Source organism: Variovorax sp. OK212 (assembly GCF_900112425.1).
GTDB lineage: Bacteria > Pseudomonadota > Gammaproteobacteria > Burkholderiales > Burkholderiaceae_C > Variovorax.
Map to the genome: position 1 here is coordinate 390,765 of NZ_FOLP01000005.1, position 26,253 is coordinate 417,017.

Here is a 26,253-nt window from a genome sequence, read left to right on the forward strand (position 1 = left end):
CCCCATGACTTTCCTCGACAAGCTGGCCGCCGCGCAGCAAAAAAACGGTTCGTTGCTCTGCGTGGGGCTCGATCCAGAGCCAGCCAAATTCCCGGGGCAGCTCAAGGGCGACGCCAGCCGCATCTATGACTTCTGCGCGCGCATCGTCGACGCGACGGCCGACCTGGTCATCGCCTTCAAGCCGCAGATCGCCTACTTCGCCGCCCACCGCGCCGAAGCCCAGCTCGAGCAGCTCATGGAGCACATGCGCCGCAACGCGCCCCACGTGCCCGTGATCCTGGACGCCAAGCGCGGCGACATCGGCTCCACCGCCGAGCAGTACGCGCTGGAAGCCTTCGAGCGCTACGGCGCCGACGCCGTCACGCTGTCGCCCTTCATGGGCTTCGACTCGGTGGCGCCGTACCTCAAGCACGAGGGCAAGGGCGCCTTCCTGCTGTGCCGCACCAGCAACCCCGGCGGCTCCGACCTGCAGGGCCAGCGCCTGGCGGACGTCGAGGGCCAGCCTTTCCTGTACGAGCACGTCGCCAAGCTGGCGCAGGGCCCGTGGAACCTCAACGGCCAGCTCGGGCTGGTGGTGGGCGCGACCTACCCGGCGGAAATCGAGCGCGTGCGCGCGCTCGCGCCGACGGTGCCGCTGCTGATTCCGGGCGTCGGCGCCCAGGGCGGCGACGCGGTGGCCACGGTGCGCGCCGGCTGGCGTGCCGACGCGCCGATCATCGTGAACTCGTCGCGCGCGATCATCTACGCGTCGTCGGGCGAAGACTTCGCCGAAGCCGCGAAGAACGCCGCGCGCACCACGCGCGACGCGCTGGAAGCCGCCAAGGCCTGAGCCTTCAGGCCTAGGCTCTGCGCAGGCGGGTGAACAGCTCGAACTCCCAGTTGCGCATGCCCAGCAGCAGCGTGTAGCCCTCGCGGTCCTTGGCCGACAGCTTCTGGTCGGTCTGGTGCTGCTGCGCAAAGTCTTGTGCCACGCGCTGCAGTCGCTCCAGGAAGGCCGGCGCCAGCGAACGGCTGATCGAGCCGTGCACCAGCAGCAGACCTTCGGCCGGGCCGTCGAAGCCGCCGCGGTAGTAGTCGAGCACCACGTTCTCGCGGAAGAACTCCATCACCGGGCCGTGCGGGCGCCAGCGGAAGGTCTTGGCCAGCTTCAGGCGGTACCGGTTCAGCGGGCGAAGCTCGATGATGCCGATGCGGTCCAGCTGCGCCAGGCAGCCGATGCACTCGGCCTCGCTGATGCGGTAGGCCGTCACGATCTGCTCCAGCGTCCACTGGCTCAGCACGCTGATGGCCACCAGCAGCAGCTTCTTGTCCTTCACCACGGCCTTTTCCTGCTCGTGCGTCAGCTCCTTCAGCAGCGGCTGGGCGTCGGCCACGCGGCGGGCCAGCTCGGCAAAGTCGATCTTCAGCGCCCGGCAGATGGCGTCCACGCGCGACAGCGGCATGTCGCTCTTGGCCAGCATGCGCTTCACGCTGGACTCGGCCATGTCCAGCGACCGGGCCAGGTCGGCGTAGGTCATGCGGGCGCTTTTGAGTTCGTTCTTGAGGGCTTGGACAAGGTCGACGGTGGTGCTCATGAGGGTGCAGGTCGGGCGAAGGGTATTGAAAGAAGATACCGAAGGGTGTGAATTAGTACCTCGTATCGATTCTCGATGCCTACAGGGAGGCTGGCAACCAGAATCCGCGGCTTGTTACCCCACCCACCGAGGACCGCCATGCTTCTGCCTCTTGCCAGCCGACTCAGCCGCCGCGAACGCGGACTGCTTTTCACCTTCGCGTTGCTGCTGCTGATCGGCTTCTTCGGCCCCGAGCTGCCGGCGGCCGAAGTGGCCATCGCCTCGGAGTTCGCCGACGACCGCGCCTGGCACGGCATGCCCAACGCGATGGACGTGCTGAGCAACATCCCGTTCCTGGTGATCGGCCTGTGGGGCCTGTACCGGCTCAACCGCATCGACCGCTCGCACCAGCAGGCGCTGTCGGTGTTCCCGCTGGCACCGCCCGCCAGCGACCCGCCCGACAACACGCTGGACTGCGCCTGGCTCTTCTTCGCCGGCCTGATCGCCACCGCCGCGGGCTCGGCCTTCTTCCACCTCGTGCCCGACGGCCCCCGGCTGGCCGCCGACCGCGCCGGCATGGCGGTGGCGTTTGCCGGCCTGATCGGCGTGGCGGTGTGCGAGCGGGTGAGCCAGCGCGCCGGCTGGCCGGCCGCCTGGTTCGTGCTGACGGCGGGGCTGCTGTCGGCCGAGGTGTTCCAGGAAACCGGCAACGTCATGCCCTGGGCGCTGGTGCAGTTCGGCGGCATGGCGCTGGTGCTGACGCTGGCGCTGTCCACCCCGATGCGCAAGTCGGTCGGCCTGAAGCTGGGCTGGGTGATCTTCTTCTACGTGGTGGCCAAGGGCTTCGAGCTGGCCGACCAGCCGATCTACGAGCTGACGCAGCACACCATCTCGGGCCATTCGCTCAAGCACCTCACGGCCTCGCTGGCGGGCCTGCCCGTGGTGTTCGCGCTGCGCAAGCTCGAGATGCACTGGCAGGCCGCGCTGCGGCACAATCCGGGCGCCGCCGCCGTGGCCGCCTGAGGAGAATCCTTCGAATGACAACCCCCGCCGCTGCCGCCACACCCGTGGCTCACGAAGCGAACGCCCACGCCAACCAGTTCGCCCTCCTCAAGCAGCGGCGCTTCGCGCCTTTCTTCTGGACCCAGTTCGCGGGCGCGGCGAACGACAACCTCTTCAAGTTCGCCTTCACCGTGATGGTGACCTACCAGCTCCAGCTGAGCTGGATGTCGCCGTCCATGGCGGGGCTGGTGATCGGGGCGCTGTTCATCCTGCCGTTCCTGCTGTTCTCGGCCACGGCCGGCCAGCTCACCGACAAGTTCGACAAGACGAAGATCATCCGCTTCGTGAAGAACCTCGAGATCGCCATCATGGTGCTGGCGGCCTGGGGCTTCGTGCGGGCCGACGCGGTGGTGCTGCTGGGCTGCGTGTTCCTCATGGGGCTGCACTCCACGCTGTTCGGGCCGGTCAAGTTCGCCTACCTCCCGCAGGTGCTCGACGCGCGCGAGCTCACGGGCGGCAACGGCATGGTCGAGATGGGCACCTTCGTGGCCATCCTGCTGGGCCAGGTGGCGGGCGGGCTGCTGGTGGCGCTGCCGCAGGTCGGCCACATGAGCGTGGCCGTGGCCTGCGTGCTGCTGGCGCTGGTGGGCCGGGGCGTGGCGCAGGCCATTCCGCAGGCGCCGGCCACCGACCCCGCGCTGGTCATCAACTGGAACCCGTTCAGCGAGACCTGGCGCAACCTCAAGCTCGCGCACGGCAACGTGGTGGTGTTCCGCTCGCTGCTGGGCATTTCGTGGATGTGGTTCTTCGGCGCGGTGTTTTTGAGCCAGTTCCCCAGCTTCGCCAAGGAAGTGCTGCACGGCAACGAGCAGGTGGCCTCGCTGCTGCTGGTGGTGTTCTCGATCGGCATCGGCGTGGGCTCGCTGCTGTGCGAGACGCTGAGCCGCCGGCAGGTCGAAATCGGCCTGGTGCCGCTGGGCGCCATCGGCATGAGCGTGTTCGCGATCGACCTGTACTTTGCCTCGCGCGGCCTGCCGCAGGTGCCCGAGATGGGCATCGGCGCCTTCGTGCACCAGGGCGCGCACTGGCGCGTGATGGCCGACCTGGCGCTGCTGTCGCTGTTCGCCGGGCTGTACAGCGTGCCGATGTACGCGCTCATCCAGCTGCGCAGCCAGCCCACGCACCGCGCGCGGATCATCGCGGCCAACAACATCCTCAATGCGCTGTTCATGATCGGCAGCTCGGTCATCGCCGGCGCGCTGCTGGGCGCGGGCTTCACCATTCCGCAGATCTTCCTGTTCACCGGCATCGCCAACGCGGTGGTGGCGTTCTACATCTTCCTGCTGGTGCCCGAGTACCTGCTGCGCTTCGTGGCCTGGGTGCTGTCGCGCTTCGTCTACCGCTTCGACATCAAGGGCGACGAGCACATTCCCACCGAGGGCGCGGCCGTGCTGGTGTGCAACCACGTGAGCTTCATCGACGCGGTGCTGCTGATGGCGGCGAGCCCGCGGCCCATCCGCTTCATCATGGACCACCGCATCTTCAAGGTGCCGGTGCTGGGCTGGCTGTTCAAGCTGGCCAAGGCCATTCCCATCGCCTCGCAGAAGGACGACCCGGCCGCCTACGAGGCCGCCTTCGCCAAGGCGCTGGAGGTGCTGCGCGAGGGCGACCTGCTCGCCATCTTCCCCGAGGGCGCGATCACACGCGACGGCGAGCTGCAGCCCTTCAAGGGCGGGGTGATGAAGATCATCGAGAGCGCGCGCGCCGAAGGCCTCGAGCCGCCGGTGATCCCGATGGCGCTGACCAACCTGTGGGGCTCGTACTTCAGCCGCATCGAGCTGCGCGGCGGCCAGAACGTGGCCATGGCCAAGCCCTTTCGCCGCGGTTTCTACAGCCGCGTGGGCCTGAACGTCGGCGGTGCCGTGCCGCCGGCCGAGGTGCAGCCCGACGCGCTGCGCCAGCGCGTGAGCGGCCTGCTCGCCGCCTGAAAGTACCGTCCTGAGATACCAGTGGCGCCGCCGGCCGCCACTGGTGCAAGCATTCAAGCCTCGCGGTGCGGGAGCGAACCATCATTCGCCCACCTTCACTACGCCGCGAGGCACACATGCAACCCCTTTCATCCACGACCGTCTCCATTCATCGCGACACGCGGGCCTGGCAGTTCCAGACCTGGGCCTCGTTCGCGATCGCCGTCTTCCTGTGCGCCACCGGCTTGAGCTGGCTGCCGGGCGAGGCGCTGGACCGGGCGTTCATGGTGATGGGCTACGTGTTCTGCCTGAGCACGGCCTTCATGCTGTCCAAGTTCATCCGCGACGGCGAACAGGCCGCCTCGGCCACAGCCACCGCCAGCCGCGACGTGCCCATGTGGCGCGTGGTGGTCTGGGGCGGCTTCTTCACCGCCATGGGCCTGACCGCCTGGGGCCTGGTGCGCATGGAGATCAACGACTCGTACAAGGCCTTCCTGGGCGTGAGCTGGCTGTTCCTGGTCAGCTCGGCCTTCACGCTGGCCAAGACGCTGCGCGACCGCCATGAAGCCGACATGGCCGAGGCCCGCCTGCAAGGCCGCCGCATGGCCCGCGCCGAAGCCGCCACCACCGCCGAGTAAGCCTGTGCCCGAACCACGAAAGACCGTCATGAAAAAGCAATTTGCCGCTGTCCTCGTCGCCGTCTGCACCGCCTTCGCCGGTGTCGCGGCCCCCTTGCAGGCCCAGGCGCAGAGCGACGCCTCCGTGGCCCTGTCGATGATGCCGGTGGCCTCGGTGCTGGTGGCCGGCTCGGCCGTCGGCGCTTCGGCCACCGCCGTGGTGGCGGTGCCCGCCGCGCTGTCGGCGGGCGGCTCCACGCTCGCGGTGGTCGCGGTCGAAGCCTCGGCCGACGGCACGGTGTACGTGCTCGAGCGCGCCTCCGACGGCGCCCGCGCCAGCATCAAGGTGGCGGGCCGCGCCACGCGCGGCGTGTCGAACGCCGTGGGCACCAGCGTGCTGGTCACGGTGATCGGCTCGGGCGTGGTGCTGTCGGCCGCCGGCGAGGTGCTGGCCTTCGTGCCCAACGCCATCGGCCGCGCGCTGCTCTACAACGAGAGGCTGTCGTGAAGCGCGCGCGGCCCCTCGCGGGCGTGCCCGCCGCGTTCGCCACGCTCGCCGTCGTTGCCGCCGCTGCCTTGCTGCCACTGCAGGCGCAGGCCGGCCGCTCGTGCGAGCAGGTCAAGCCCACGCCCGCGGTCATCACCAAGGGCATGCAGCTGGCCGAGCGCACCTCGCAGGCGCTGGACGCCAGCGGCGCGCGCGTGGTGATCCTGGCGCGCGCCGGGCAGGACCTGAGCAAGTACGGCCTGCGCTACTCGCACCTGGGGCTTGCCTACAAGACCGAGGCCGGCCCCTGGCGCGTGGTGCACAAGCTCAACCAGTGCGGCACCGCCGTGGCCGACATCTACCGCCAGGGCCTGGGCGAATTCTTTCTCGACGACCTGTGGCGCTACGAGGCCGCGTGGGTCGTGCCCACGCCGGCCGTGCAGGCGCAGCTGATGGCCGTGCTCACCGAGCCGCCCACGCGCATCGTGCGGCTGCACACCGCGCCTTACAGCATCGTGAGCTACGCGTGGGGCCAGAAGTACCAGCAGTCCAACCAGTGGGCCGTCGAGACGATGGCCGCCGCCATGGAGCCCGCCACCATCAACACCCGCGCGCAGGCGCAGGCGTGGATGCAGTTCAAGGGCTACGAGCCGACCACGCTGAAGCTCGGGCCGCTGACGCGGCTGGGCGGGCGCGTGGGCTCGGCCAACGTCGCCTTCGACGACCACCCGAACGACAAGCGCTTCAGCGACCGCATCGAGACCGTCACGGTCGACTCGGTGTTCGCCTGGCTGCCGCGCGCCGGCCTGGGCGCGGCGCCGGTGACGCTGAAGCTTCAATAAGACAGAGAAGACAAGGAAAACAGAGGAGAGAACGACATGAGCAAATCACTGCGCCTGTCAGAGAAATGGTTTCGCCGCGGCCTCTGGCTCGTGGCCTTCGTGTTCGCGAGCTTCCTGATCGGGCTCGGCAGCACCGTGGTGAGCGACCTGCCGCAGGTCGAGCGCGTGCGCGTGCTGGACGACTTCATCGACAAGCCCGCGGCGGAGCCGCTGCGCGCCGTCATCAAGACGTCGGAGACGGCGGAGCAGCAGGCCGCGCGCGAGCTCGACCAGGTCCGCCTGCAGTTGCAGGCCGCGCAGCAGGCCAACGCCAATGCGCGCGAAACCTTCGGCAACTGGCTCGCCACGCGCCGCGCCACCGCGCAGCCCGACCAGGACACCGAACTCATCGCGCGCACCAAGGCGCTCGATGCCTTCAAGCAGAAGGAAGAAGACGTGCAGCGCCGGGTCAACGCGCAGCAGCAGATCATGCTCGACGCGCGCCAGGCCGAGCAGCGCGCGCGCACCGCGCTGGCCGACCTGGAGCGCGACGCGCAGAAGAAGCTCGACGCCGAATACCGCCGCATCGAGCTGCGCGTGTTCGCCTACCGCCTCGCGCTCACCTTGCCGCTGCTGGTGGTGGCCGGCTGGCTGTTCGCGAAGAAGCGCAAGAGCACGTACTGGCCGTTCGTGTGGGGCTTCATCTTCTTCGCGCTGTTCGCGTTCTTCGTCGAGCTGGTGCCCTACCTGCCGAGCTACGGCGGCTATGTGCGCTACGTGGTGGGCATCGTGGTCACGGTGATCGTGGGGCGCTACGCGATCCTCGCGCTCAACAGCTACCTGGCGCGCCAGAAGCTCGCCGAGCAGCAGCCCGACCAGGTGCGCCGCGAGGAGCTCAGCTACGACACCGCGCTGACGCGCCTGGGCAAGGGCGTGTGCCCCGGCTGCGAGCGGCCGGTGGACCTGAAGAACGGCGAGATCGACTTCTGCCCGCACTGCGGCATCGGCCTGTTCGACCACTGCGGCCTGTGCGAGACGCGCAAGAGCGCGTTCTCCAAGTTCTGCCATGCCTGCGGCTGCTCGGCCGCGCCACGCGTGCTGCCGCCGCTCGATGGCGGCACGCCCGCGATGCCGCCTGCGAACTAGGTCACACCGCGGGCCTCGTTCGACACACCGTGTAGCGGACCCGCCGCACGGGCGTGCTACAACGCCGGCTGCGACACAAATGTTGCCGCAAGTTTGCAATCCCTCTCATCCACGGAGTACTCGCATGAGCATTTTCGGCAGCATCCTTTCCAAGATCTTCCCCTCGGCAAACGCTGCGCCTGCCCCTGCAGCGCCGGACGCCGCGGCACCCGCGGACGCTTCCGCCGCTCCTGCCGCCGCAGCGCCGCCGCCCGCCATCACCGTGGTGGACGTCGAGGCCCTGCTCGACGGCATGCCCGGCGCGAGCAGCCTGAACTGGCGCACCTCCATCGTCGACCTGATGAAGCTCCTGGGCCTGGACAGCAGCCTGGACGCGCGCAAGCAACTGGCCGCCGAGCTGAGCTACGGCGCCGACACCAGCGACAGCGCCAAGATGAACATCTGGCTGCATCGCCAGGTGATGACCAAGCTGGCCGCCAACGGCGGCAAGGTGCCCGCCGAACTGCGCGACTGATCCGCGCGTTCGCAACGCCCAGCAAAAAGCCCGGCATGCCGGGCTTTTTGCTTTGTATCGAAGACCGAGGGCTTCAGGTCCAGCCGGCGTCCACCACGTAGTCCTGCGCGGTGCACATGCGCGAGTCGTCGGCCGCCAAAAAGAGCGCCATTGCCGCGATGTCTTCGGCCATCACGCGACCCGGCAGGCACTGCGCCGCGTCGATCTCCGCGCCCGACTCCGGCTTCACCCACAGCTGGATCTGCCGCTCGGTCATCACCCAGCCCGGCACGATCGAGTTGACGCGGATGCCCTGCTTGCCCAGGTCGCGCGCCAGCGAGCGCGTGAGGCCGCGCGCCGCCGCCTTGCAGGCCTGGTACACGGGGTAGCCCTTGCCCTTGATCATCCAGCTGATCGAGCCGAAGTTGACGATCGAGCCGCCGCCCAGCGCGCGCATGTCGTCGGCCACCGCCTGCGCGGCGAAGAACTGGTGCTTGAAGTTGACGGCCACGAGGCGGTCGAAGTCGTCGCTGCTCACGTCGGCCATCTCGTGGCGGCGGTCGTTGGCGGCGTTGTTCAGCAACACGGCGATCGGGCCGAAGCGTTGGCGCACCGCGTCGATGGCGGCCGTGAGCGCGGCCGTGTCGGTCACGTCGCAGGGCACGAACAGCGCCGGATGCTCGCCCTGCAGCTGCGCCGCGAGCGCGCTGCCGGCGGCGGTGTCGAGGTCGCAGAAGCCGACCTTCGCGCCCTGCGCGTGGAAGGCCCGCACCAGCGATTCGCCGATGCCGCTGGCGCCGCCGGAGATGAACACGGCGCGCCCGGCCAGCGAGGGGTAGCGCGCGGTGTAGGGGGCGGTGTGGGAAGAAGGTGCGTTGGTCATGGGCATGCGGCAACAGCAGTGGGAACGGACGGCTAGCGTACCGGAGGAACGCGCCCGAAGCGAGGGGAAGCGAGGGGAAGCGGGGGGCGGGCAACCGGTCGGCGTATGGCTTCCGGCGAATGGGCAAGGTGCGCCGTCGTGGCTACGCTTGTTCTCCATGACGAAGACCTTTCCCCGCCGCGCCATGCTGGCGCTCGCGCTCCTTCCCGCGGCCCTGGCGGTGCGCGCCGTGCGCGCGCAGGCGAGCGCGCCCGTCCAGCTCTTCAAGGTGGTCTCGCCGCGCGACGAGGTGATCGTGGGCGTCGAGGCGTCGCAGCTCGGCGCGGGCAGCAACCCCGCCGTGGAACGGCTGGCCGCGCAGCTGGCGGCCAAGGGCCAGCTCACGCTGTGGCAGTACGCCTCGCACAAGGACGCGAGCGGCGCGCTGGTGCAGGCGCCGCTCAAGCAGATCGTGGTCTTCAGGAACGAGCTGCTGCGCATCGAGCCCTACAGCTCGCCGCTGCCGGTCCAGCCCGTCAAGTAGACGGGTAGGCGTCGGGCGTCAGACGCCCCTCGCGCGCTCCGACTTGAAGCGAGCGCGGAACTCGGTGAACGTGCCCGCGTCCAGCGCCGCGCGGATCTCGGTCATCAGGTTCAGGTAATAGTGCAGGTTGTGGATGGTGCACAGCATCGGCCCGAGCATTTCGCCGCAGCGGTCCAGGTGATGCAGGTAGGCGCGGCTGAAGCCTTCGCGCCCGCCGTCGTTCCACGACACGCCCGAGGTGCCCGCGCACGCATGGCAGGTGCAGCTCGGGTCGACCGGCTGCGGGTCGGTCTTGTGGCGCGCGTTGCGCATCTTCAGGTCGCCGAAGCGGGTGAACATGGTGCCGTTGCGCGCGTTGCGCGTGGGCATCACGCAGTCGAACATGTCCACGCCGTCGGCCACGCCCTGCACCAGGTCTTCGGGCGTGCCCACGCCCATCAGGTAGCGCGGCTTGTTCGCGGGCAGCCGGTGCGGCGTGTGGCCCATGATGTGCAGCATTTCTTCCTTGGGCTCGCCCACGCTCACGCCGCCCACGGCGTAGCCGGGAAAGTCCATGTCGACCAATGCGGCCAGCGACTCCTCGCGCAGGTTCTCGAACATGCCGCCCTGCACGATGCCGAACAGCGCGTTCGGGTTTTCGAGCCGCGTGAATTCCGTCTGGCAGCGCTTGGCCCAGCGCAGGCTCAGCTCCATCGAGGTGCGCGCCTCGGCCTCGGTGGTGATGTGGCCCTTGGTGTCGTAGGGCGTGCACTCGTCGAACTGCATCACGATGTCGCTGTTCAGCACGGTCTGGATCTGCATCGAGACCTCGGGCGTGAGGAACAGCTTGTCGCCGTTGACGGGCGACGCGAACTTCACGCCCTCTTCGCTGATCTTGCGCATCGCGCCCAGCGACCACACCTGGAAGCCGCCCGAGTCGGTGAGGATGGGCTTGCTCCACTTCTCGAACTGGTGCAGCCCGCCGAAGCTGGCCATCACGTCCAGGCCCGGGCGCATCCACAGGTGGAAGGTGTTGCCCAGGATGATCTGCGCGCCCATCTCTTCCAGGCTGCGCGGCATCACGCCCTTCACGGTGCCGTAGGTGCCCACGGGCATGAAGATCGGCGTCTGCACCTTGCCGTGGTTGAGCGTGAGCGTGGCGCGGCGCGCGTGGCTGTCGGGGTCGGTCTTCAGGAGTTCGAAGTTCAGCATGGTCGTCGTCTCAGTCTTGTTGGCGCTGCAGCAGCATGGCATCGCCGTAGCTGAAGAAGCGGTAGCCGTTGGCAATGGCGTGGGCATACAGCGCCATCACGCGCTCGTAGCCCGCGAAGGCCGAGACCAGCATCATCAGCGTGCTCTTGGGCAGGTGGAAGTTGGTCACCAGCAGGTCGACGTGTTCGAACCCGAAGCCCGGCGTGATGAAGATGCGCGTGTCGCCCGCGGTCTCGCCGCTCTTGGCCCACGACTCGAGCGTGCGCACCGTGGTCGTGCCCACGGCCACCACGCGGCCGCCGCGCGCCTTGCACTCGGCAATGGCGCGCTGCGTGGCCTCGGGCACCTCGTAGCGCTCGGCGTGCATCGTGTGCTCCGCGATGTTCTCGGTCTTCACCGGCTGGAAGGTGCCGGCGCCCACATGCAGCGTGACGCTGGCGCGCTGCACGCCGCGCGCTTCGAGCTCTGCCAGCAGGCCTTCGTCGAAGTGCAGGGCGGCGGTGGGCGCGGCCACCGCGCCGGGCACGCGCGCGAACACGGTCTGGTAGCGGCTCTCGTCGTCGGCCGAGTCGGTGTGCGTGATGTAGGGCGGCAGCGGCACGTGGCCGCAGCGCTCCATCAGCATGTAGGGGTTCTCGCCCGTGTCGCTCTCGAAGCCGAAGCGGAACAGTGCGCCGTCTTCCTCGGGCCAGCGGCCCAGCAGCGTGGCGCGGAAGCCGCCCACCATCTCCAGCGTGGTGCCCACAGGCGGCTTCTTGCTGACTTTCATGTGGGCCACGACCTCCTGGCCCTGCAGCACGCGCTCGACCAGCAGTTCGAGCTTGCCGCCGGTCGGCTTCTCGCCGAACAGGCGCGCCTTGACCACGCGCGTGTCGTTGAAGACCAGCAGGTCGCCTTCGCGCAGCAGCGAGGGCAGGCTCTTGAAGATGCGGTCGACCGGGGCGGGGCCTGTGCCGTCGAGCAGACGGGAGGAGGTGCGTTCGGTGGCCGGGTGTTGCGCCACCAGGTCGGGTGGCAAGAGAAAATCGAAATCGGAGAGCGTGAAAGCGCGCATGGTGCTTGGGGGCCGGACGGCCCGTGTGCTTGAGGGCCGGACGGGCCCGTTCCAAGGAAGACGGCCGGGATTGTCCCACGCCGCGAAAACCGCCTCGCTGCGTGAGGTTGCGCACGAGTTGCCAAGGCAGAATCGGCGCATGGTCGATTCACAAGCAGCACGCGTTTCACCGGGGCCCGAAGCCGGCGTTCCACCCGGTCCCTCCGAAGGCGAGCTCTTCAAGAAGATCATGGGCAACACCTGGCTCGGCCTGCACCCCGACATCCGCCGCCGCTTCGAGAAGAACCCTTCGCCGGGCAAGGCACTGCACTACCTCGGCGCGCTCAGCGAACTGCGCTGCTCGCGCTTCGGCAAGCTGCTGGGCCACCTGACGCAGCCGATGATCCAGGGCGCGCTGATCCCGTACAGCGACAGCAACTTCCCGGTCGAGATCCAGGTCTACGCCAAGCCGCAGGACCCGGCCATCTACAAGCAGCGCATCTACCGCCTGCACGGCCGCAAGCCCATCCAGTTCACCAGCTTCATGCGCGAGAGCGAACGCGGCGAGGTGCTCGAGTACGTCGGCATGGGCCTGGGCATGAAGCTGGTGCTGAGCGTGGAAAACGGCAGCCTGCATTTCGAGAGCGACGGCTATTTCTGGGACGTGTTCGGCTGGCGCATTCCGCTGCCCGGCCTGTTCACGCCGGGCAAGACTTTTCTGTGGCATCACAACGAGACGCCCGAGCGCTTCAACATCCGCATCGAGATCCGGCACTGGCTGATGGGCACGACCTTCACGCAGGTCGGCGTGTTCGAGGAAGTGACCGATCCGAAGACGGTGGCCGCATGACGCTCGACACCCACCTGCTGGCCCTGCAGCTCATGGCCGCCCAGGGCGCGCTCGGCGCGTTCGACACGCTCTACCACCACGAAGGCACCGAGGCGCTGCCGCGGCGCGGCACGGCGGGGCTGGAGCTGTCGATCCACGCGACGCGCTCGTCGATCTATTGCGCCATGTTCATCGGGCTGTCGGCCTGGGCCTGGCACGGCGCATGGGCCTGGGTGCTGCTGGCGGTGTTCGGCGTCGAGATCGTGCTCACGCTGTGGGACTTCGTGGTCGAGGACAACAGCCGCCTGCTGCCGCCCACCGAGCGCGTCACGCACACGGTGCTGGCCATCAACGCCGGCGCGTTCATCGCGCTGCTGGCGATGAACGCGGTGGACTGGGCCGCGCAGCCGACCGCGATGGTGTGGCAGCCGTACGGATGGCTCAGCGCCTTTCTCGCGCTGTGCGGCGTGGGCGTCGGCGTGTCGGGGCTGCGCGACGGCTTCGCGGCGCGCGCGTTGTTCAAGCAGCGCAAGCAGGCGCAGGTGCGCGACGCCCAGGCGCCGGTGCGTTTCGGCACGAAGCCGCAGCGCGTGCTGGTCACGGGCGGCACCGGCTTCATCGGCCAATTGCTGGTGCGACAGCTGCTGGCCGACGGCCATGCGGTGACGGTGTGGACGCGCGACGCGCGCGCCGCCGCCTGGGGCTTCGGCGGCGCGGTGCGCTGCGTGCAGTCGCTCGACCAGGTGCCGGCGGCCGACGACATCGACGTGGTCATCAACCTCGCGGGCGCGCGCATCCTGGGCATGCGCTGGAGCGAGCGGCGCCAGCAGCAGTTGCTCAAGAGCCGCGAAGGGCTCACGCAGCAGCTTGTGGCGTGGGTCGCCGCGCGGCCGCGCAAGCCCTGGCTGCTGCTGTCGGGCTCGGCCATCGGCTACTACGGCGTGCAGCCGCAGGGCGATGCCGCCGAGCTCGCCGAAGACGCGCCGCCGCAAGCCATCTTCATGTCTCAGCTGTGCCAGCGCTGGGAGCAGGCGGCGCATGCGGCCGTGGCGCACGGCGTGCACGTGGCCTGCATGCGCTTCGGCTTCGTGCTGGGCCACCAGGGCTCGCTGCCGCAGCTGCTGATGCCGGTCCAGCTCGGCATGGGCGGACGGCTGGGCAGCGGGCGGCAGTGGCTGTCGTGGGTGCATGTGCACGACCTGGTGCGCGCCATGGCCCATGTGTGGACCGTGACCGAGCAGGCCGCGGCCCCCGCGACGGTGCAGGCCTTCAACTTCACCGCGCCCGGCGCGCTGAGCCAGGAGGAATTCACCCGCGTCGCCGCCAGCGTGCTGCACCGCCCCTGCTGGATGCCCACGCCGGCCGCGCCCGTCAAGCTGCTGCTCGGCGAACAGGCCGACCTGCTGCTCGAAGGCCAGCGCGTGGTGCCCGCGCAGTTGCTGCGCACCGGCTTCAGCTTCCTGTTCCCCGATGCGCGCAGCGCCTTGACGGACCTCTGCCGCCCGCGCTAGAAGCCCAGTTCGTGCCCGCCAAGAAAACCCCGTCCCCTGCCAAGGCCGCTACTGCAGCGAATGCCGCGAACGCCGCCGCGCCTGCGCCAGCGGGCCCGCCCGGCAGCGGCCTGAGCCTCGTGCAGCGCGCGCTGCGCAAGCTCGGCCTGGTGCGCGACATCGACTTCGCGCTCTACCTGCCGATGCGCTACGAGGACGAGACGCGCATCGTGCGACTGGCCGATACGCGCGACGGCGACATGGCGCAGGTCGAGGGCGTGGTCACCGAATGCGAGGTGGTCTACCGACCGCGCCGCCAGCTGATCGCCACCATCGACGACGGCAGCGACACCTGCCAGCTGCGCTTCTTCAATTTCTATCCGTCGCAGCAGAAGCAGTTGGCCGTGGGTGCCAGCGTGCGCGTGCGCGGCGAGATGCGCGGCGGCTTCGTGGGCCGGCAGATCATGCATCCCACGGTGAAGGCGGCAGGCACCGCGCTGCCCAACGCGCTCACGCCGGTCTACTCGACCGTGGCCGGGCTGGCGCAGCCGGTGCTGCGGCGCGAGGTGCGCTCGGGCCTGGCGCGCGCGGTGCTCGACGAAACGATTCCGGTGCAGATCGGCCTGCGCGGCGCATGGGACCTGCGCGCCTCGCTGAGCTTCCTGCACTACCCGACGCCCGACGTGTCCATTGCCGCGCTCGAAGACCACAGCCACCCGGCGTGGCAGCGCATCAAGGCCGAGGAACTGCTCGCGCAGCAGCTGTCGCAGTTGCAGGCGCGGCTGGAGCGCGCGGCGCAACGCGCGCCGGTACTGCCTTCGACCGCCGAGCCGGTGGCCACCTCGCTGCATGCGCAACTGCTCGCGGTGCTGCCCTTCGGCCTGACCGGCGCGCAGCAGCGCGTGGGCGAAGAAATCACGGCCGACCTGCACCGCGCGATCCCGATGCACCGCCTGCTGCAGGGCGACGTCGGCTCCGGCAAGACCGTGGTGGCCGCGCTGGCGGCGGCGCGCTGCATCGACGCGGGTTTCCAGTGCGCGCTGATGGCGCCCACCGAAATCCTCGCGGGCCAGCACTTCGGCAAGCTGGTCGGCTGGCTCGACCCGCTGCTGGCCGCGCGCGGCCAGCGCGTGGCGTGGCTCACGGGCAGCCAGAAGAAGAAGGAGCGCGACGAGATGTCGGCGGCGGTGGAGAGCGGCCAGGCCGCGCTGGTCATCGGCACGCACGCGGTCATCTCGGAGAAGGTGCGCTTCAGGAACCTCGCGCTGGCCATCATCGACGAGCAGCACCGCTTCGGCGTCGCGCAGCGCCTGGCATTGCGCGGCAAGGCTGTCGGCGACCTGGAGCCGCACTTGCTGATGATGAGCGCCACCCCCATTCCGCGCACGCTGGCGATGAGCTACTACGCCGACCTGGACGTGTCCACGCTCGACGAACTGCCGCCGGGCCGCACGCCCATCGTCACCAAGCTGGTGGCCGACCACCGGCGCGACGAGGTCATCGACCGCATCCACTCGCAGATTGCGCAGGGCCGGCAGGTGTACTGGGTGTGCCCGCTGATCGAGGAGAGCGAGGCGGTCGACCTGCGCAACGCGACCGAGACGCGCGAGGAACTGGCCGGCACGCTGGGCGAGCCGATCCAGGTCGGCCTGCTGCATTCGCGCATGCCCACGGCCGAGAAGCAGGCGGTGATGGCCGCGTTCACCGCCAACGAGATCCAGGTGCTGGTGAGCACGACCGTGATCGAAGTGGGCGTCGACGTGCCCAACGCCTCGCTCATGGTGATCGAGCATGCCGAGCGCTTCGGCCTCTCGCAGCTGCACCAGTTGCGCGGGCGCGTGGGGCGCGGCGCGGCGGCCTCGGCCTGCGTGCTGCTCTATGCGCCAGGCGACAGCGGGCGCGTGGGCGAGGCGGCGCGCGCGCGATTGAAAGCCATGGCCGAGACCGGCGACGGCTTCGAGATCGCGCGGCGCGACCTCGAGATTCGCGGGCCCGGCGAGTTCCTGGGCGCGCGCCAGTCGGGCGCGCCGCTGCTGCGCTTCGCCGACCTCGCGACCGACACCTTGCTGCTCGACTGGGCGCGCGAGCTGGCACCGGTCATGCTCGAGAAGCACCCCGAGCTGGCGCAGCGGCACATCGACCGCTGGCTCGGCACCAAGGCCGAGTACCTGAAGGCCTGAGTCCGTTCAGCCAAGCCGGAAGGCGTGTCAGCCCGCGGGCCGGCGCGTGAACGCCAGGATCAGCCCGAAGCCGACCATCATGCTGCCGCTCACGCGGTTGAACCAGCGCATCGCGCGGCTGCCGTCGGCCAGCCGGCGCATGCGCGCGCCGAGCATGGCGTACAGCGCGATCGCCACCAGCTCGAACACCAGGAAGGTCACGCCCAGCAGCAGGTAGCTGGAGGCGTAGGCGCCCGGCACCACGAACTGCGGAAAGAAGGCGGTGAACACCAGGATGGCCTTCGGGTTGCCGGCCGCCACGGTGAACTCCTGACGCGCCAGCGCGCGCAGCGAGGGCGGCGCGCCGGCGTCGCGTTGCTGCACCTCGGCCGTGGGCGCCGGTGCGCGCAGCAGGCGAACGCCGATCCACACCAGGTAGGCCGCGCCGATGTACTTGATGACGTCGAAGGCCAGCTCCGACGCGACCAGCACCGCGCCCATGCCCAGCCCCGCGATGGCGATCATGATCGCGAAGGCCACGAGCCGGCCGCTGGCCGCGATCACGGCCGGCGACACGCCGTGCTTCGCGCCGTTGGTCACCGACAGCAGATTGTTGGGGCCGAAGGCCATGTTGATGGCGAAGCAGGCCGGCAGGAACAGCAGGTAGGCAGACAGGGTCATGGGGGCATCCAGGCTCTGAGATGACGGAAGGGACCAAGAAGGTTCGCCATTATCCGCAGCACGCCCCGCACGTTGACGAAGGCAAACAAACGCAACATCAGTGCATTGGCTCGAGAGCTTGCGTGCACATGCTGTCGCGTGGCGTGCGGCATTTCCTGTCGGGGAAATGAGCAGCTGCCGCCATGGGCAATGCTTCCTCGACTACCTCGCCTGGCACCGGTATCTCCACCGCGCTGCCGTGGGAAACAGTTGTTCATGTTTCGCCTTTTGGCTCGCGTCTTGCACACGGGCCGGTGCGGCTCGCCGCTGTCTGTTCGAACAACAAATCAACAGGGAGGAAGGTCGAATCATGACTTCGAAAAGGATGAAGAAATTCGCACTGGCCATGGCACTCGCCGGCCTTGCGACACACCAGGCATGGGCCATTCAGAGCTACGCGGGAGATCCGGGCATGCTCGGTTCGCCGGCGAGCTGGCGCACGCCGGAGTTCGTGCGCGACTGGGGCCTGCGCGCCATGGGCGCCGAGTACGCCTATGCGGCGGGCTTCAGCGGCATGGGCGTCAAGGTGGGGGAGGTCGACTCGGGCTACGACGCATCGCACCCCGAGTTTCCGGTCTCGCGCTTCCACGGTGTCCTGGTGGGCACGGTGCCCGGCGCCTACAGCGGCGTCTACAACGACCGCCATGGCACGCACGTCGGCGGCAGCATCGCCGCCAGCCGCGACGGCGGCAGCGCCACGGCCAACATGCACGGCGTGGCATTCAACGCGGACCTCCATGTCGTCAACACCGCAAGGAGCGACAGCGCCAACTTCGGCCGGCCGACCCCCGGCCAGTCGGCGGCCCTCACGGCCGACGATCGGCACATCGCCGATGCCTACCGGCAGGCGAACGCGCAGGGCGTGCGCATCATCAGCACCAGCTGGGGCAGCCCGCCGTCCGGCGAGCGCTACGACACCATGGCGCAGCTCCATGCCGCCAACGGCTACTACGTTGCCAACACCACCTGGATGCAGGGCGCGTTCGACGCCGCGAAGACCGACACGCTGATGGTCTTCAGCGCGGGCAACGGCGGCTGGCTCAATCCCAGCGCGCGCGCCGCGGCGCCGTACTTCGACCCCAAGCTCGAAGCCAACTGGCTCGCCGTGTCGGCCCTGAGCACCGCGGGGCAGACCCTCAACGCCGACGGCTCGGTCAACGTGCCGGGCACGCAGAACTTCAACAAGTGCGGCGTGGCGAAGTGGTCCTGCGTCACGGCGCCGGGCGTAGGCATCAACGGCACCGTGCTGGCTGGCGGCTACGCGTCGCTGTCGGGCACCTCGATGGCCGCGCCCCACGCGTCCGGCGCGCTGGCCCTGGTCATGGAGCGCTTCAGCTACCTGACGAACGAGCAGGTGCTCATGGTGCTGAAGACCACGGCGACGCAGAACGCCACCATCCCCAATCCGGCCGGGCCGGGCACGCTCGCCAACCCCGAGGCCGGCCAGCAGGTCAAGGTGCCCGACGTGGTCAACGGCTGGGGCACGCCGAGCCTGCGCCGCGCAATGAACGGCCCGGGCCAGTTGCTGGGGCCCTTCGCGGTCGACACGCAGGGCCGCAGCGACACCTGGTCGAACAGCATCTCCGACATCGCGCTCAAGGCGCGCAGGACCGAGGACGCCAGCGAGGCCGTGGCCTGGGGCGCGACCCGGCAGGCCAAGGGCTGGACCGCGGGCCTGCCGGCCGGCGCCAGCGACGCCGACCGCAGCGAGTACGCCACCGGCGTGGCCCGCGAAGCCGCGCGCGGCGCCCGGGTCTATGAAGGCAGCCTGGAGAAACGCGGCGCCGGCACGCTCACCCTGAGCGGCCAGAACAGCTACGCGGGCAGCACCGCCGTCCATGGCGGCACGCTCAGGGCGGGTGCCGCCAACGCGTTCAGCGGCTCGTCGGCCCACATCGTGGGCGCGGGCGGCACGCTCGACCTTGCAGGCTTCGGCCAGAGGCTGCCCTCGCTCAGGAACGGCGGCCTGGTTTCGCTGGCGGGCACGGTGCCGGGGACCGTGCTCACCGTCACCGGGGCCTACGTGGGCGACAACGGCACCCTTCGCCTGGGCACCGCGCTCGGCGACAGCGGCAGCGCGAGCGACCGGCTGGTGCTCGACGGCGCGGGCGCGAACGCCAGCGGACGCACCACGGTGCAGGTGGCCAACCTCGGCGGCCTCGGCGCCTTGACCGCGGGCAGCGGCATCGAGCTCGTCAGCGGGCTCAACGGCGCGAGGACCACGGCGCAAGGCACCAGGGACGCCTTCGCGCTCGCGGGCGGCCACGTCGATGCAGGGGCGTACGAGTACCGCCTGCACGCGGCCGATGCCAACGGCGCGGGCGAGAACTGGTACCTGCGCTCCACGGTGGCGGTGGCGCCGCCGGCACCGGCAGGGGCGCCGACACCTGCCGGGGCGCCGACATCTGCAGGGGCGCCAATACCTGCCAGGACGGCGCCCCTGCAAGTCCCCGCCTACCGCGCGGAGGTGCCGCTGCTCGCCGCGCTGCCCGAGCAGTTGCGCCAGGGCAATCTCGCGATGCTGGGCAGCCTGCGGGTGCGCATGGGCGACGACGATGCGGGTGCCGGCCGCAACGATGCCGGCGATGCCGACGATCTGTCCCGGCGCAGCGCCTGGGGGCGCGTCATCGGCAGCCACCTGGACATCCGCCAGGCAGGCACCGTGAGCCAGAGCAGCCGCGGGCGCATGGCGGGCCTGCAGGCCGGCACCGACCTGTGGGCGAACCGCAACTGGCGCGCCGGCGTGTACGCCGGCCGGCTCGAGGGCGATGCCAGGACACGCGGTTTCGCGCGCGGCGTGCTCGACCTGGGCGTGGGGCGCAACTCGCTGCGCAGCGACTACCTCGGCGTGTATGGCGCCTTCATGAACGACACCGGGTTCCATGCCGATGCGGTGCTGCAGGGCGGACGGCATCGCTACACGGCGGAACTGCTCGACAGCGCGGGCGGCGCCTCGGGCAAGGGGCGCAGCACGCTGGTGTCGCTGGAAGTGGGCCAGAGCTTCGCACTGGGCGGTCGCTGGACGATCGAGCCGCAGCTGCAACTGGTGCGCCAGAGCCTGGCGATCGACGACGTGAACATCGTCGGCGCCCGCGTATCGCAGGACGGCGACAGCGGCTGGACCGTGCGCGCGGGCTTGCGCCTGCGCGGGCAGCTGGCCACCGCGGCGGGCATGCTGCAGCCGTATGCGCGCCTGAACGTCTACCGCACGACCGGCGGCGCCGACACCGCGACCTTCGTGGGCCCGGCCGGATCGAGCGCCATCGGCAGCCGCACCGGCGGGACAAGCACCGGGTTGGCGGGCGGTGCGACCCTGGCGCTCGGCGAGCGCACCAGCGTGTACGCCGAGTTGGGGAAGCTGTTCGCGTCGGGCGGCGGCGCGCGCGTCAAGAGCGGCATCGACGCCAGCCTGGGCATGCGCGTGAAGTGGTGAGGCGTCTCGCCCCCGGCCCGCTCAGTTGTCGATGCCGCTTTCGGGCATCTGCCGCGCATACACGGCGAGCACGATGCGTTCGGAGTGGATCAGGTACTCGTTGAGCGACGCCGAGCCCTCGGTGAACTTGCCGGCCTCGATGAGCTCGAGCAGCTTCGTGTTCATGTCCACGTAGGGCGCGTGCAGGAACTCCGGGTCCTTGAGCAGGCCGAAGGCCAGCCGCAGCTCGACCAGGATATGGGCGAACAAGATGTTCAGCCGCTCGCTGTCCGCCAGCTCCACGATGCCCTTGTGGAACTCCATGTTGGCCGTGCCCACGCCCAGCCAGTCGCCGGCGTCGCGGCACTTCAGCGCCATCTCCACGGCTTCGCGCATGTGCTTCTTGGCCGGGTGGCGCGGGTAGGCCTGCGCCAGCGCCTGGCATTCGATGAGCCGGCGCACGCGGTAGATGTCGATGATCGACGCGATGCTGGGCACCGCCACGAACACGCCGCGGTTGGGCGCGTGCTTGAGCAGCCCTTCCTTGGTCAGCGTGCGGAACACCTCGCGCAGGGTGTTGCGCGAAATCTCGAAGCTGTCGGCCAGCGCCGCCTCCGACAGCCGCTGCCCGGGCGAGAACTCGCCCTTCACGATCTTCTGGCGGATCAGCTCGGCGACCCGGTCGTTGAGCGTCTGCGTGCCGGCGGCCGGCGCGGCAGGGGAGGTCGGGGAAGCCAGTGAGGTCATGCCGGGAAGGGGGATGGGAAAAGCCGAAGGAGCAGGGAAAGCCGCGCGTTTTTAGCAGATTCCGCCCGCCGGGTCGCCGTTTCCCCCCCGTTTGCCGCCCCGCTTGCCATGGCGCTTGCGCGCGCACCAAAGGCGCCCGCGCTCAGGGTTTCCATGGGGTTGGCCAGGCACTGTTGTTGGGCACACTCACCACAATTGTTCAACAATCGTGGACAAATGAGTGATTCAGAAGAAATAGATTGCTCATTCATTGGCACGAGGTTTGCATCAAGCGAATGACCGGCGCCCCCGCGCAAGGTGTCTCTGAATCCCAAAACGAAAGACCAACATGACTCCTGACATCCCTCATTTGTGGCCGCTGATCGGCGTGGCCGTGATCATTGCGGGCTTCATCCTGCGCTTCAATCCGATGCTGGTGGTGATCGTCACGGCCATCGTGACGGCGGCCGCCGCGGGCTTCGGCCCCATGGCCATCCTCACGGCCATCGGCACCGGGTTCATCAAGACGCGCAACCTGCCGCTGATCATTCTTCTGCCGCTGGCCGTCATCGGCCTGCTCGAGCGCCACGGCCTGCGCCAGCACGCGCAGAACTGGATCAGCCGCATCAAGTCGGCCACCGCCGGGCGCCTGCTGATCGTCTACCTGGCCGCGCGCGAGCTCACGGCCGCCGTCGGCCTCACCAGCCTGGGCGGCCACCCGCAGATGGTTCGCCCGTTGCTGGCACCGATGGCCGAAGGCGCCACCGAGACCCGCTACGGCAAGCTGCCCGAGCGCCTGCGCCACAAGCTGCGCGCCTATGCCGCGGCCACCGACAACGTGGGCCTGTTCTTCGGCGAAGACATCTTCGTGGCCTTCGGCGCCATCGTGCTGATGAGCACCTTCCTGCACGAGGCCGGCATCGACGTGGAGCCGCTGCACATCGCGCTGTGGGGCATCCCGACCGCGATCGCCGCCTTCGTCATCCACGCCTGGCGCCTGCGCCGCCTCGACCAGTCGATCGCCCGTGAAATGCAAGGCGCCAAGGAAGAGCCGGCCGTACCCGCCGTCGCCGCGCAGGAGGGCCGCTGATCATGATTCTCTCGATCCAGCACCTCTACATCCTGGTGGGCCTGATCCTCGCGATCACGGCCATCATGACCCTGACCGACCGCCAGCACCCCAAGCGCTACACCAGCGGCCTGTTCTGGGCGCTCTACGCCATGGTCTTCCTGGTCGGCGACAAGCTGCCGCCGGCCTGGGTCGGCGTGGGCGCCATCGCCATGGCCGTCATTGCCGGCCTGCGCGGCGTGGGTGCGGGCAAGCACCGCGAGCCCTCGGTCGCCGAGTACGCCGCCAGCGCCAAGCGCCTGGGCAACAAGCTGTTCATGCCCGCGCTGGCCATTCCGCTGGTCACCGTGATCGGCACCGTGCTCATGAGCAAGGTGAAGATCGGCGACGCCTTCCTGCTCGACCCCAAGAACACGACGCTGGTGAGCCTGGGCGTGGGCTGCGTGGTGGCGCTGGCGCTGGCCTGCTGGTTGACGCGCGAGACGCCGGTGCAGGGCATGCGCGAGTCGCGCCGCCTGACCGACGCGCTGGGCTGGGCCGTGGTGCTGCCGCAGATGCTGGGCATGCTGGGCCTGGTGTTCTCCGACGCGGGCGTGGGCAAGGCCGTGGCGTACATCACCACCAGCTACATCAACATGGACATCCGCTTCGTGGCGGTGGTGGTCTACGTGCTGGGCATGGCGCTGTTCACCATCATCATGGGCAACGGCTTCGCGGCCTTCCCGGTGATGACGGGCGGCGTGGGCGTGCCGGTGCTGGTGGGCGTGTACCACGGCGACCCGGCCGTGATGGCGGCCATCGGCATGTTCTCGGGCTACTGCGGCACGCTGATGACGCCGATGGCGGCCAACTTCAACATCGTGCCGGCGGCGCTGCTGGAGCTGCCCGACAAGAATGCGGTGATCAAGGTCCAGGTGCCGACCGCCGCCGCCTTGCTGGTGGTCAACATCTTCCTGCTGTACTTCCTGATGTTCCGTTGAGGTGCCGCGCGTGACCACAGATGCCACCCGGGCCCGCGCACCGCACGCGCCGCACGCACCGCGCGTGCTGGTCGCGGGCTTCGAGCCCTTCGAGAACGATCCCGTCAACCCCGCCTGGGAGATCGCGCGCGCGCTCGACGGCTGGGCCTGCGAGGGCGCGGTGGTGCAGGCGGTGCAGCTGCCTTGCGTGTTCGGCCGCGCCATCGACACCCTCGACGCCGCGCTGGTGGGGCCCGCGCCCCGGCTGGTGCTGTGCGTGGGCGCGGCGGGCGGGCGCACCGAGATCTCGATGGAGCGCGCCGCGCTGAACGTGGACGACGCGCGCATTCCCGACAACGCCGGCTACCAGCCCATCGACATCGAGGTGGTGGCCGGCGGGCCGGCGGCGTATTTCTCGACGCTGCCCATCAAGGCCATGGTGCGTGACATGCGCGCCGCGGGCCTGCCGGCGGCGGTGTCGAACACGGCCGGCACCTTCGTGTGCAACCACATCTTCTATGCGCTGATGCACCGGCTCGCCACGCGGCCCGCGCTCGCGCACACGCGCGGCGGCTTCGTGCACGTGCCCTACCTGCCCGAGCAGGCCGCGCCGAAGCCGGGCGTGGCGAGCATGGCGCTGGCCGCGCAGGTGGAGGCTTTCCGCGTGGCGATACGCACCGCGCTGACCGTGCGCGACGACGTGCGCGAAACCGCCGGCCGGCTGCACTGATCCCGCATTGACCCTTGAGGCGTGCGCCCGCGCACGCCGGAGAACACGATGAACATCGACTTGAACAGTGACCTCGGCGAGAGCCTGGGCGTATGGCGCATGGGCGACGACGCCGCCATGCTGTCGCTGGTGAGCAGCGCCAACGTGGCCTGCGGCTTCCATGCGGGCGACCCGGCCGGCATCCTGCGCACGCTGCGCCAGGCCAGGGAGCGCGGCGTGGCGGTCGGCGCCCACGTGGCGTACCGCGACCTGGTGGGCTTCGGGCGCCGCAACATGGACGTGGACAGCGCCGACCTGCGCGCCGACGTGATCTACCAGATCGGCGCGCTCAAGGGACTGGCCGCGGCCGCCGGCACCACCGTGCGCTACGTGAAGCCGCACGGCGCGCTGTACAACACCATCGCCCACGACGAGCGCCAGGCGCGCGACGTGATCGCCGCCATCCGCGAGACCGACCCCGGCCTGTGCCTGGTGGCGCTGGCGGGCTCGCCCCTGCTGGGCTGGGCGCGCGGCGAAGGCCTGCGCGCGGTGGCCGAAGCCTTTGCCGACCGTGCCTACACGCCCCAGGGCACGCTGGTGTCGCGCCGCGAGCCCGGTGCGGTGCTGCACGACGCGCATGAAGTGGCCGAGCGCATGCTGCGGCTGGCCGCCGACGGCGTGGTCACGGCCATCGACGGCAGCACGGTGCGCATCGAGGCCGAGTCGGTCTGCGTGCACGGCGACAGCCCGGGCGCGGTCGAGATGGCGCGCCAGGTGCGCGCGCGGCTGGAGCAGGCGGGCGTGACGATCCGTTCCTTCGTGGACGCCGCATGACCATGCCGATGCGCTTCCTGCCGGTCAACCTGAACGCGGTGCTGGTCGAGCTCGACGACCTGCCGCAGACGCTGGCGCTGCTGGCCTCGCTGCGCGCCGACCCCATCGCGGGCATCGAGGAGCTGGTGCCCGCCGCGCGCACCCTGCTCGTGAGCTTCCGCCCGGCCGCCATCGCGGCGGACGAACTGGTGCGCCGCATCGGCCAGCGCAGCCTGGACGCCCGCGAGACGCGCATCGACAAGCGCATCGAGATTCCGGTGCGCTACGACGGCGAAGACCTGGCCGAGGTGGCCGGGCTGTTGGGCATCACGCCCGACGAAGTGGTGCGCCGCCACACCGGCAGCGACTACACGGTGGCCTTCACCGGCTTCGCGCCCGGCTTCGCCTACCTCTCCGGCGGCCACCCGAGCCTGAACGTGCCGCGCCGCAAGGTGCCGCGCACGCGCATCCCGGCGGGCGCCGTGGGCCTCGCGGGCAGCTTCAGCGGCGTGTACCCGCAGGCCAGCCCGGGCGGCTGGCAGATCATCGGCATCACCGACGCGCCGATGTGGGACCTGTCGCGCGCGGCCCCTGCGTTGCCCGCGCTGCTGCAGCCGGGCGACACGGTGCGCTTCGTGGATGTCACGGCGCAGCCGCACGCAGCGCCCGTGGCCGCGACTGCTGCGCCTTCGCCGCCCGCCGCAGCGCCAGGTGGTTGCGCCTTCGAGATTCGCGCGGCCGGGCTCCAGGCGCTGCTGCAGGACGGCGGCCGCCACGGCCAGGCGAAGCAGGGCGTGTCCGCCTCCGGCGCGATGGACCGGCGCTCGCTGCAGGCGGCCAACCGGCTGGTCGGCAACGCCTCGGACACGGCCTGCATCGAGATCGCCTACGGCGGCTTCCAGCTCGCCTGCCGCGGCGACGCGGTGGTGGCCGTCACCGGCGCCGACGGCCCCGTCACGCTCACGCGTGCCGACGGCGCGGCGTGGCCGCTGCCGCGCTACCAGCCCGTCGCGCTGGCCGACGGCGACGTGCTTTCGCTCGGCGAGCCGCAGGCCGGCATTCGCAGCTACCTGGCCGTGCGCGGCGGCTTCGACGTGGCGCCGGTGCTCGGCAGCCTGTCGACCGACACGCTCGCGCGCATCGGCCCGCCCGCGGTGGCCACGGGCGACGTGCTGCCCGTGCGTGCCGTGAGCGCAGGCGCCTTGGTGGGCGCCGCCGAAGCAGCGCCAGCCGGCCTGCCCACCGTGCAGCAGGAGGTCGTGCTCGACATCGTGCTCGGCCCGCGCACCGACTGGTTCACGCCAGAGGCCGTTGCGCTGCTGTGCAGCCAGTCGTGGGCGGTCACGCCGCAGTCCAACCGCGTGGGCATCCGCCTGGCGGGCGAGGTGCCGCTGGCCCGCGCCAACCACGCCGAGCTGCCGAGCGAGGGCACGGCCTACGGCGCGCTCCAGGTGCCGCCCAGCGGCCAGCCCGTGCTGTTCCTGGCCGACCACCCGCTGACCGGCGGCTATCCCGTGATCGCCTCCGTCGCCACCCACCACCTGGACCGCGCCGGGCAGATCCCCGTGAACGCCCGCGTCCGCTTCAACCCGATCGCCGTTCCCGGCCCCGTCGCTCCCAGTGCACCCAGCGCACCCCGCACACAGTGAAA

General features: G+C 70.0%; 24 protein-coding genes. 18 read left to right on the plus strand and 6 right to left on the minus strand.

Going from position 1 to position 26,253, the window contains the following annotated elements:
- Positions 1-4 precede the first annotated feature (4 nt).
- A complete protein-coding gene (gene pyrF, locus BM004_RS18385) occupies positions 5-829 on the plus strand; it encodes an orotidine-5'-phosphate decarboxylase (RefSeq protein WP_093215578.1) in 825 nt (274 codons plus the stop codon).
- A gap of 10 nt (positions 830-839) precedes the next feature.
- Here pyrF and BM004_RS18390 read toward each other — a convergent pair whose 3' ends face one another.
- Positions 840-1,574 (minus strand): helix-turn-helix domain-containing protein, encoded by a 735-nt coding sequence (locus tag BM004_RS18390; protein ID WP_093129097.1) that lies wholly within the window; start codon positions 1,572-1,574, stop codon positions 840-842.
- A 138-nt stretch (positions 1,575-1,712) separates the two neighbouring features.
- On the opposite strand from BM004_RS18390, the gene BM004_RS18395 reads away from it, so the two are divergent.
- From BM004_RS18395 to BM004_RS18425, 7 genes are all read left to right on the plus strand, one after another.
- Positions 1,713-2,576, plus strand: a complete 864-nt coding sequence (locus BM004_RS18395) for a hypothetical protein (RefSeq protein ID WP_177206531.1) — start codon at positions 1,713-1,715, stop codon at positions 2,574-2,576.
- Positions 2,577-2,590: 14 nt separating this feature from the next.
- Positions 2,591-4,543 (plus strand): MFS transporter, encoded by a 1,953-nt coding sequence (locus BM004_RS18400; protein WP_093215580.1) that lies wholly within the window; start codon positions 2,591-2,593, stop codon positions 4,541-4,543.
- A gap of 116 nt (positions 4,544-4,659) precedes the next feature.
- Positions 4,660-5,160, plus strand: coding sequence for a YiaA/YiaB family inner membrane protein (locus tag BM004_RS18405; RefSeq protein ID WP_093215583.1), 501 nt, complete (start codon positions 4,660-4,662; stop codon positions 5,158-5,160).
- Between the two features lie 28 nt (positions 5,161-5,188).
- On the plus strand, positions 5,189-5,647 hold the full coding sequence (locus tag BM004_RS18410) for a hypothetical protein (protein ID WP_093129100.1): 459 nt from the start codon (positions 5,189-5,191) through the stop codon (positions 5,645-5,647).
- A gap of 23 nt (positions 5,648-5,670) precedes the next feature.
- A complete protein-coding gene (locus BM004_RS18415; RefSeq protein ID WP_093215741.1) occupies positions 5,671-6,468 on the plus strand; it encodes a DUF2145 domain-containing protein in 798 nt (265 codons plus the stop codon).
- Between the two features lie 36 nt (positions 6,469-6,504).
- Complete coding sequence (locus BM004_RS18420; protein WP_093215586.1) at positions 6,505-7,593, plus strand: serine endopeptidase; 1,089 nt, start codon at positions 6,505-6,507, stop codon at positions 7,591-7,593.
- Between the two features lie 124 nt (positions 7,594-7,717).
- On the plus strand, positions 7,718-8,107 hold the full coding sequence (locus tag BM004_RS18425) for a DUF3597 domain-containing protein (RefSeq protein WP_093129102.1): 390 nt from the start codon (positions 7,718-7,720) through the stop codon (positions 8,105-8,107).
- 73 nt (positions 8,108-8,180) lie between these two features.
- Here the strand turns inward: BM004_RS18425 and BM004_RS18430 are convergent, their stop codons facing one another.
- Entirely contained in the window at positions 8,181-8,969 is a 789-nt protein-coding gene (locus tag BM004_RS18430; RefSeq protein WP_093215744.1) for an SDR family NAD(P)-dependent oxidoreductase, read from the minus strand.
- 157 nt (positions 8,970-9,126) lie between these two features.
- Between BM004_RS18430 and BM004_RS18435 the strand changes: the two genes are divergently transcribed.
- Positions 9,127-9,492 (plus strand): hypothetical protein, encoded by a 366-nt coding sequence (locus BM004_RS18435; RefSeq protein ID WP_093129104.1) that lies wholly within the window; start codon positions 9,127-9,129, stop codon positions 9,490-9,492.
- Between the two features lie 18 nt (positions 9,493-9,510).
- Here the strand turns inward: BM004_RS18435 and tgt are convergent, their stop codons facing one another.
- Together tgt and queA are read right to left on the minus strand one after the other, a co-directional pair.
- On the minus strand, positions 9,511-10,683 hold the full coding sequence (gene tgt, locus BM004_RS18440) for a tRNA guanosine(34) transglycosylase Tgt (RefSeq protein WP_093215589.1): 1,173 nt from the start codon (positions 10,681-10,683) through the stop codon (positions 9,511-9,513).
- Between the two features lie 10 nt (positions 10,684-10,693).
- Positions 10,694-11,737, minus strand: a complete 1,044-nt coding sequence (gene queA / locus BM004_RS18445) for a tRNA preQ1(34) S-adenosylmethionine ribosyltransferase-isomerase QueA (RefSeq protein WP_093215591.1) — start codon at positions 11,735-11,737, stop codon at positions 10,694-10,696.
- A gap of 139 nt (positions 11,738-11,876) precedes the next feature.
- Here queA and BM004_RS18450 point away from each other — a divergent pair, with 139 nt between their 5' ends.
- Genes BM004_RS18450 through recG form a run of 3 tightly spaced genes read left to right on the plus strand, consistent with a single transcriptional unit; the run spans position 11,877 to position 16,215 of the window.
- Positions 11,877-12,566, plus strand: coding sequence for a DUF4166 domain-containing protein (locus BM004_RS18450; protein ID WP_093129107.1), 690 nt, complete (start codon positions 11,877-11,879; stop codon positions 12,564-12,566).
- Positions 12,563-14,056, plus strand: coding sequence for a TIGR01777 family oxidoreductase (locus tag BM004_RS18455; RefSeq protein ID WP_093215594.1), 1,494 nt, complete (start codon positions 12,563-12,565; stop codon positions 14,054-14,056). The genes BM004_RS18450 and BM004_RS18455 overlap by 4 nt, the downstream gene beginning before the upstream one ends.
- An 11-nt stretch (positions 14,057-14,067) precedes the next feature.
- Positions 14,068-16,215: an ATP-dependent DNA helicase RecG gene (gene recG / locus BM004_RS18460; RefSeq protein WP_177206532.1), complete on the plus strand. Its 2,148-nt coding sequence runs from the start codon at positions 14,068-14,070 to the stop codon at positions 16,213-16,215.
- A gap of 27 nt (positions 16,216-16,242) precedes the next feature.
- Here the strand turns inward: recG and BM004_RS18465 are convergent, their stop codons facing one another.
- Positions 16,243-16,875, minus strand: a complete 633-nt coding sequence (locus BM004_RS18465; RefSeq protein WP_093215596.1) for a LysE family translocator — start codon at positions 16,873-16,875, stop codon at positions 16,243-16,245.
- Between the two features lie 349 nt (positions 16,876-17,224).
- Here BM004_RS18465 and BM004_RS41460 point away from each other — a divergent pair, with 349 nt between their 5' ends.
- Positions 17,225-20,347, plus strand: a complete 3,123-nt coding sequence (locus tag BM004_RS41460) for an autotransporter outer membrane beta-barrel domain-containing protein (RefSeq protein WP_256219943.1) — start codon at positions 17,225-17,227, stop codon at positions 20,345-20,347.
- 21 nt (positions 20,348-20,368) lie between these two features.
- Here BM004_RS41460 and BM004_RS18475 read toward each other — a convergent pair whose 3' ends face one another.
- On the minus strand, positions 20,369-21,073 hold the full coding sequence (locus BM004_RS18475; RefSeq protein ID WP_093129111.1) for a GntR family transcriptional regulator: 705 nt from the start codon (positions 21,071-21,073) through the stop codon (positions 20,369-20,371).
- A 328-nt stretch (positions 21,074-21,401) separates the two neighbouring features.
- On the opposite strand from BM004_RS18475, the gene BM004_RS18480 reads away from it, so the two are divergent.
- From BM004_RS18480 to BM004_RS18500, 5 genes are read left to right on the plus strand one after another with little or no spacing between them, the layout of a single operon-like run.
- Positions 21,402-22,142 carry a DUF969 domain-containing protein gene (locus tag BM004_RS18480; RefSeq protein ID WP_093129112.1) on the plus strand — a complete coding sequence of 247 codons (741 nt, stop codon included), beginning with the start codon at positions 21,402-21,404 and terminating at the stop codon, positions 22,140-22,142.
- A gap of 2 nt (positions 22,143-22,144) precedes the next feature.
- Positions 22,145-23,101: a DUF979 domain-containing protein gene (locus BM004_RS18485; protein WP_093129113.1), complete on the plus strand. Its 957-nt coding sequence runs from the start codon at positions 22,145-22,147 to the stop codon at positions 23,099-23,101.
- A gap of 10 nt (positions 23,102-23,111) precedes the next feature.
- A complete protein-coding gene (gene pcp, locus BM004_RS18490) occupies positions 23,112-23,810 on the plus strand; it encodes a pyroglutamyl-peptidase I (protein ID WP_256219944.1) in 699 nt (232 codons plus the stop codon).
- 48 nt (positions 23,811-23,858) lie between these two features.
- Positions 23,859-24,623, plus strand: coding sequence for a LamB/YcsF family protein (locus BM004_RS18495; RefSeq protein WP_093215751.1), 765 nt, complete (start codon positions 23,859-23,861; stop codon positions 24,621-24,623).
- An 8-nt stretch (positions 24,624-24,631) separates the two neighbouring features.
- Positions 24,632-26,251, plus strand: coding sequence for a 5-oxoprolinase subunit B/C family protein (locus tag BM004_RS18500; protein WP_093215753.1), 1,620 nt, complete (start codon positions 24,632-24,634; stop codon positions 26,249-26,251).
- The last annotated feature ends 2 nt before the right edge of the window (positions 26,252-26,253 follow it).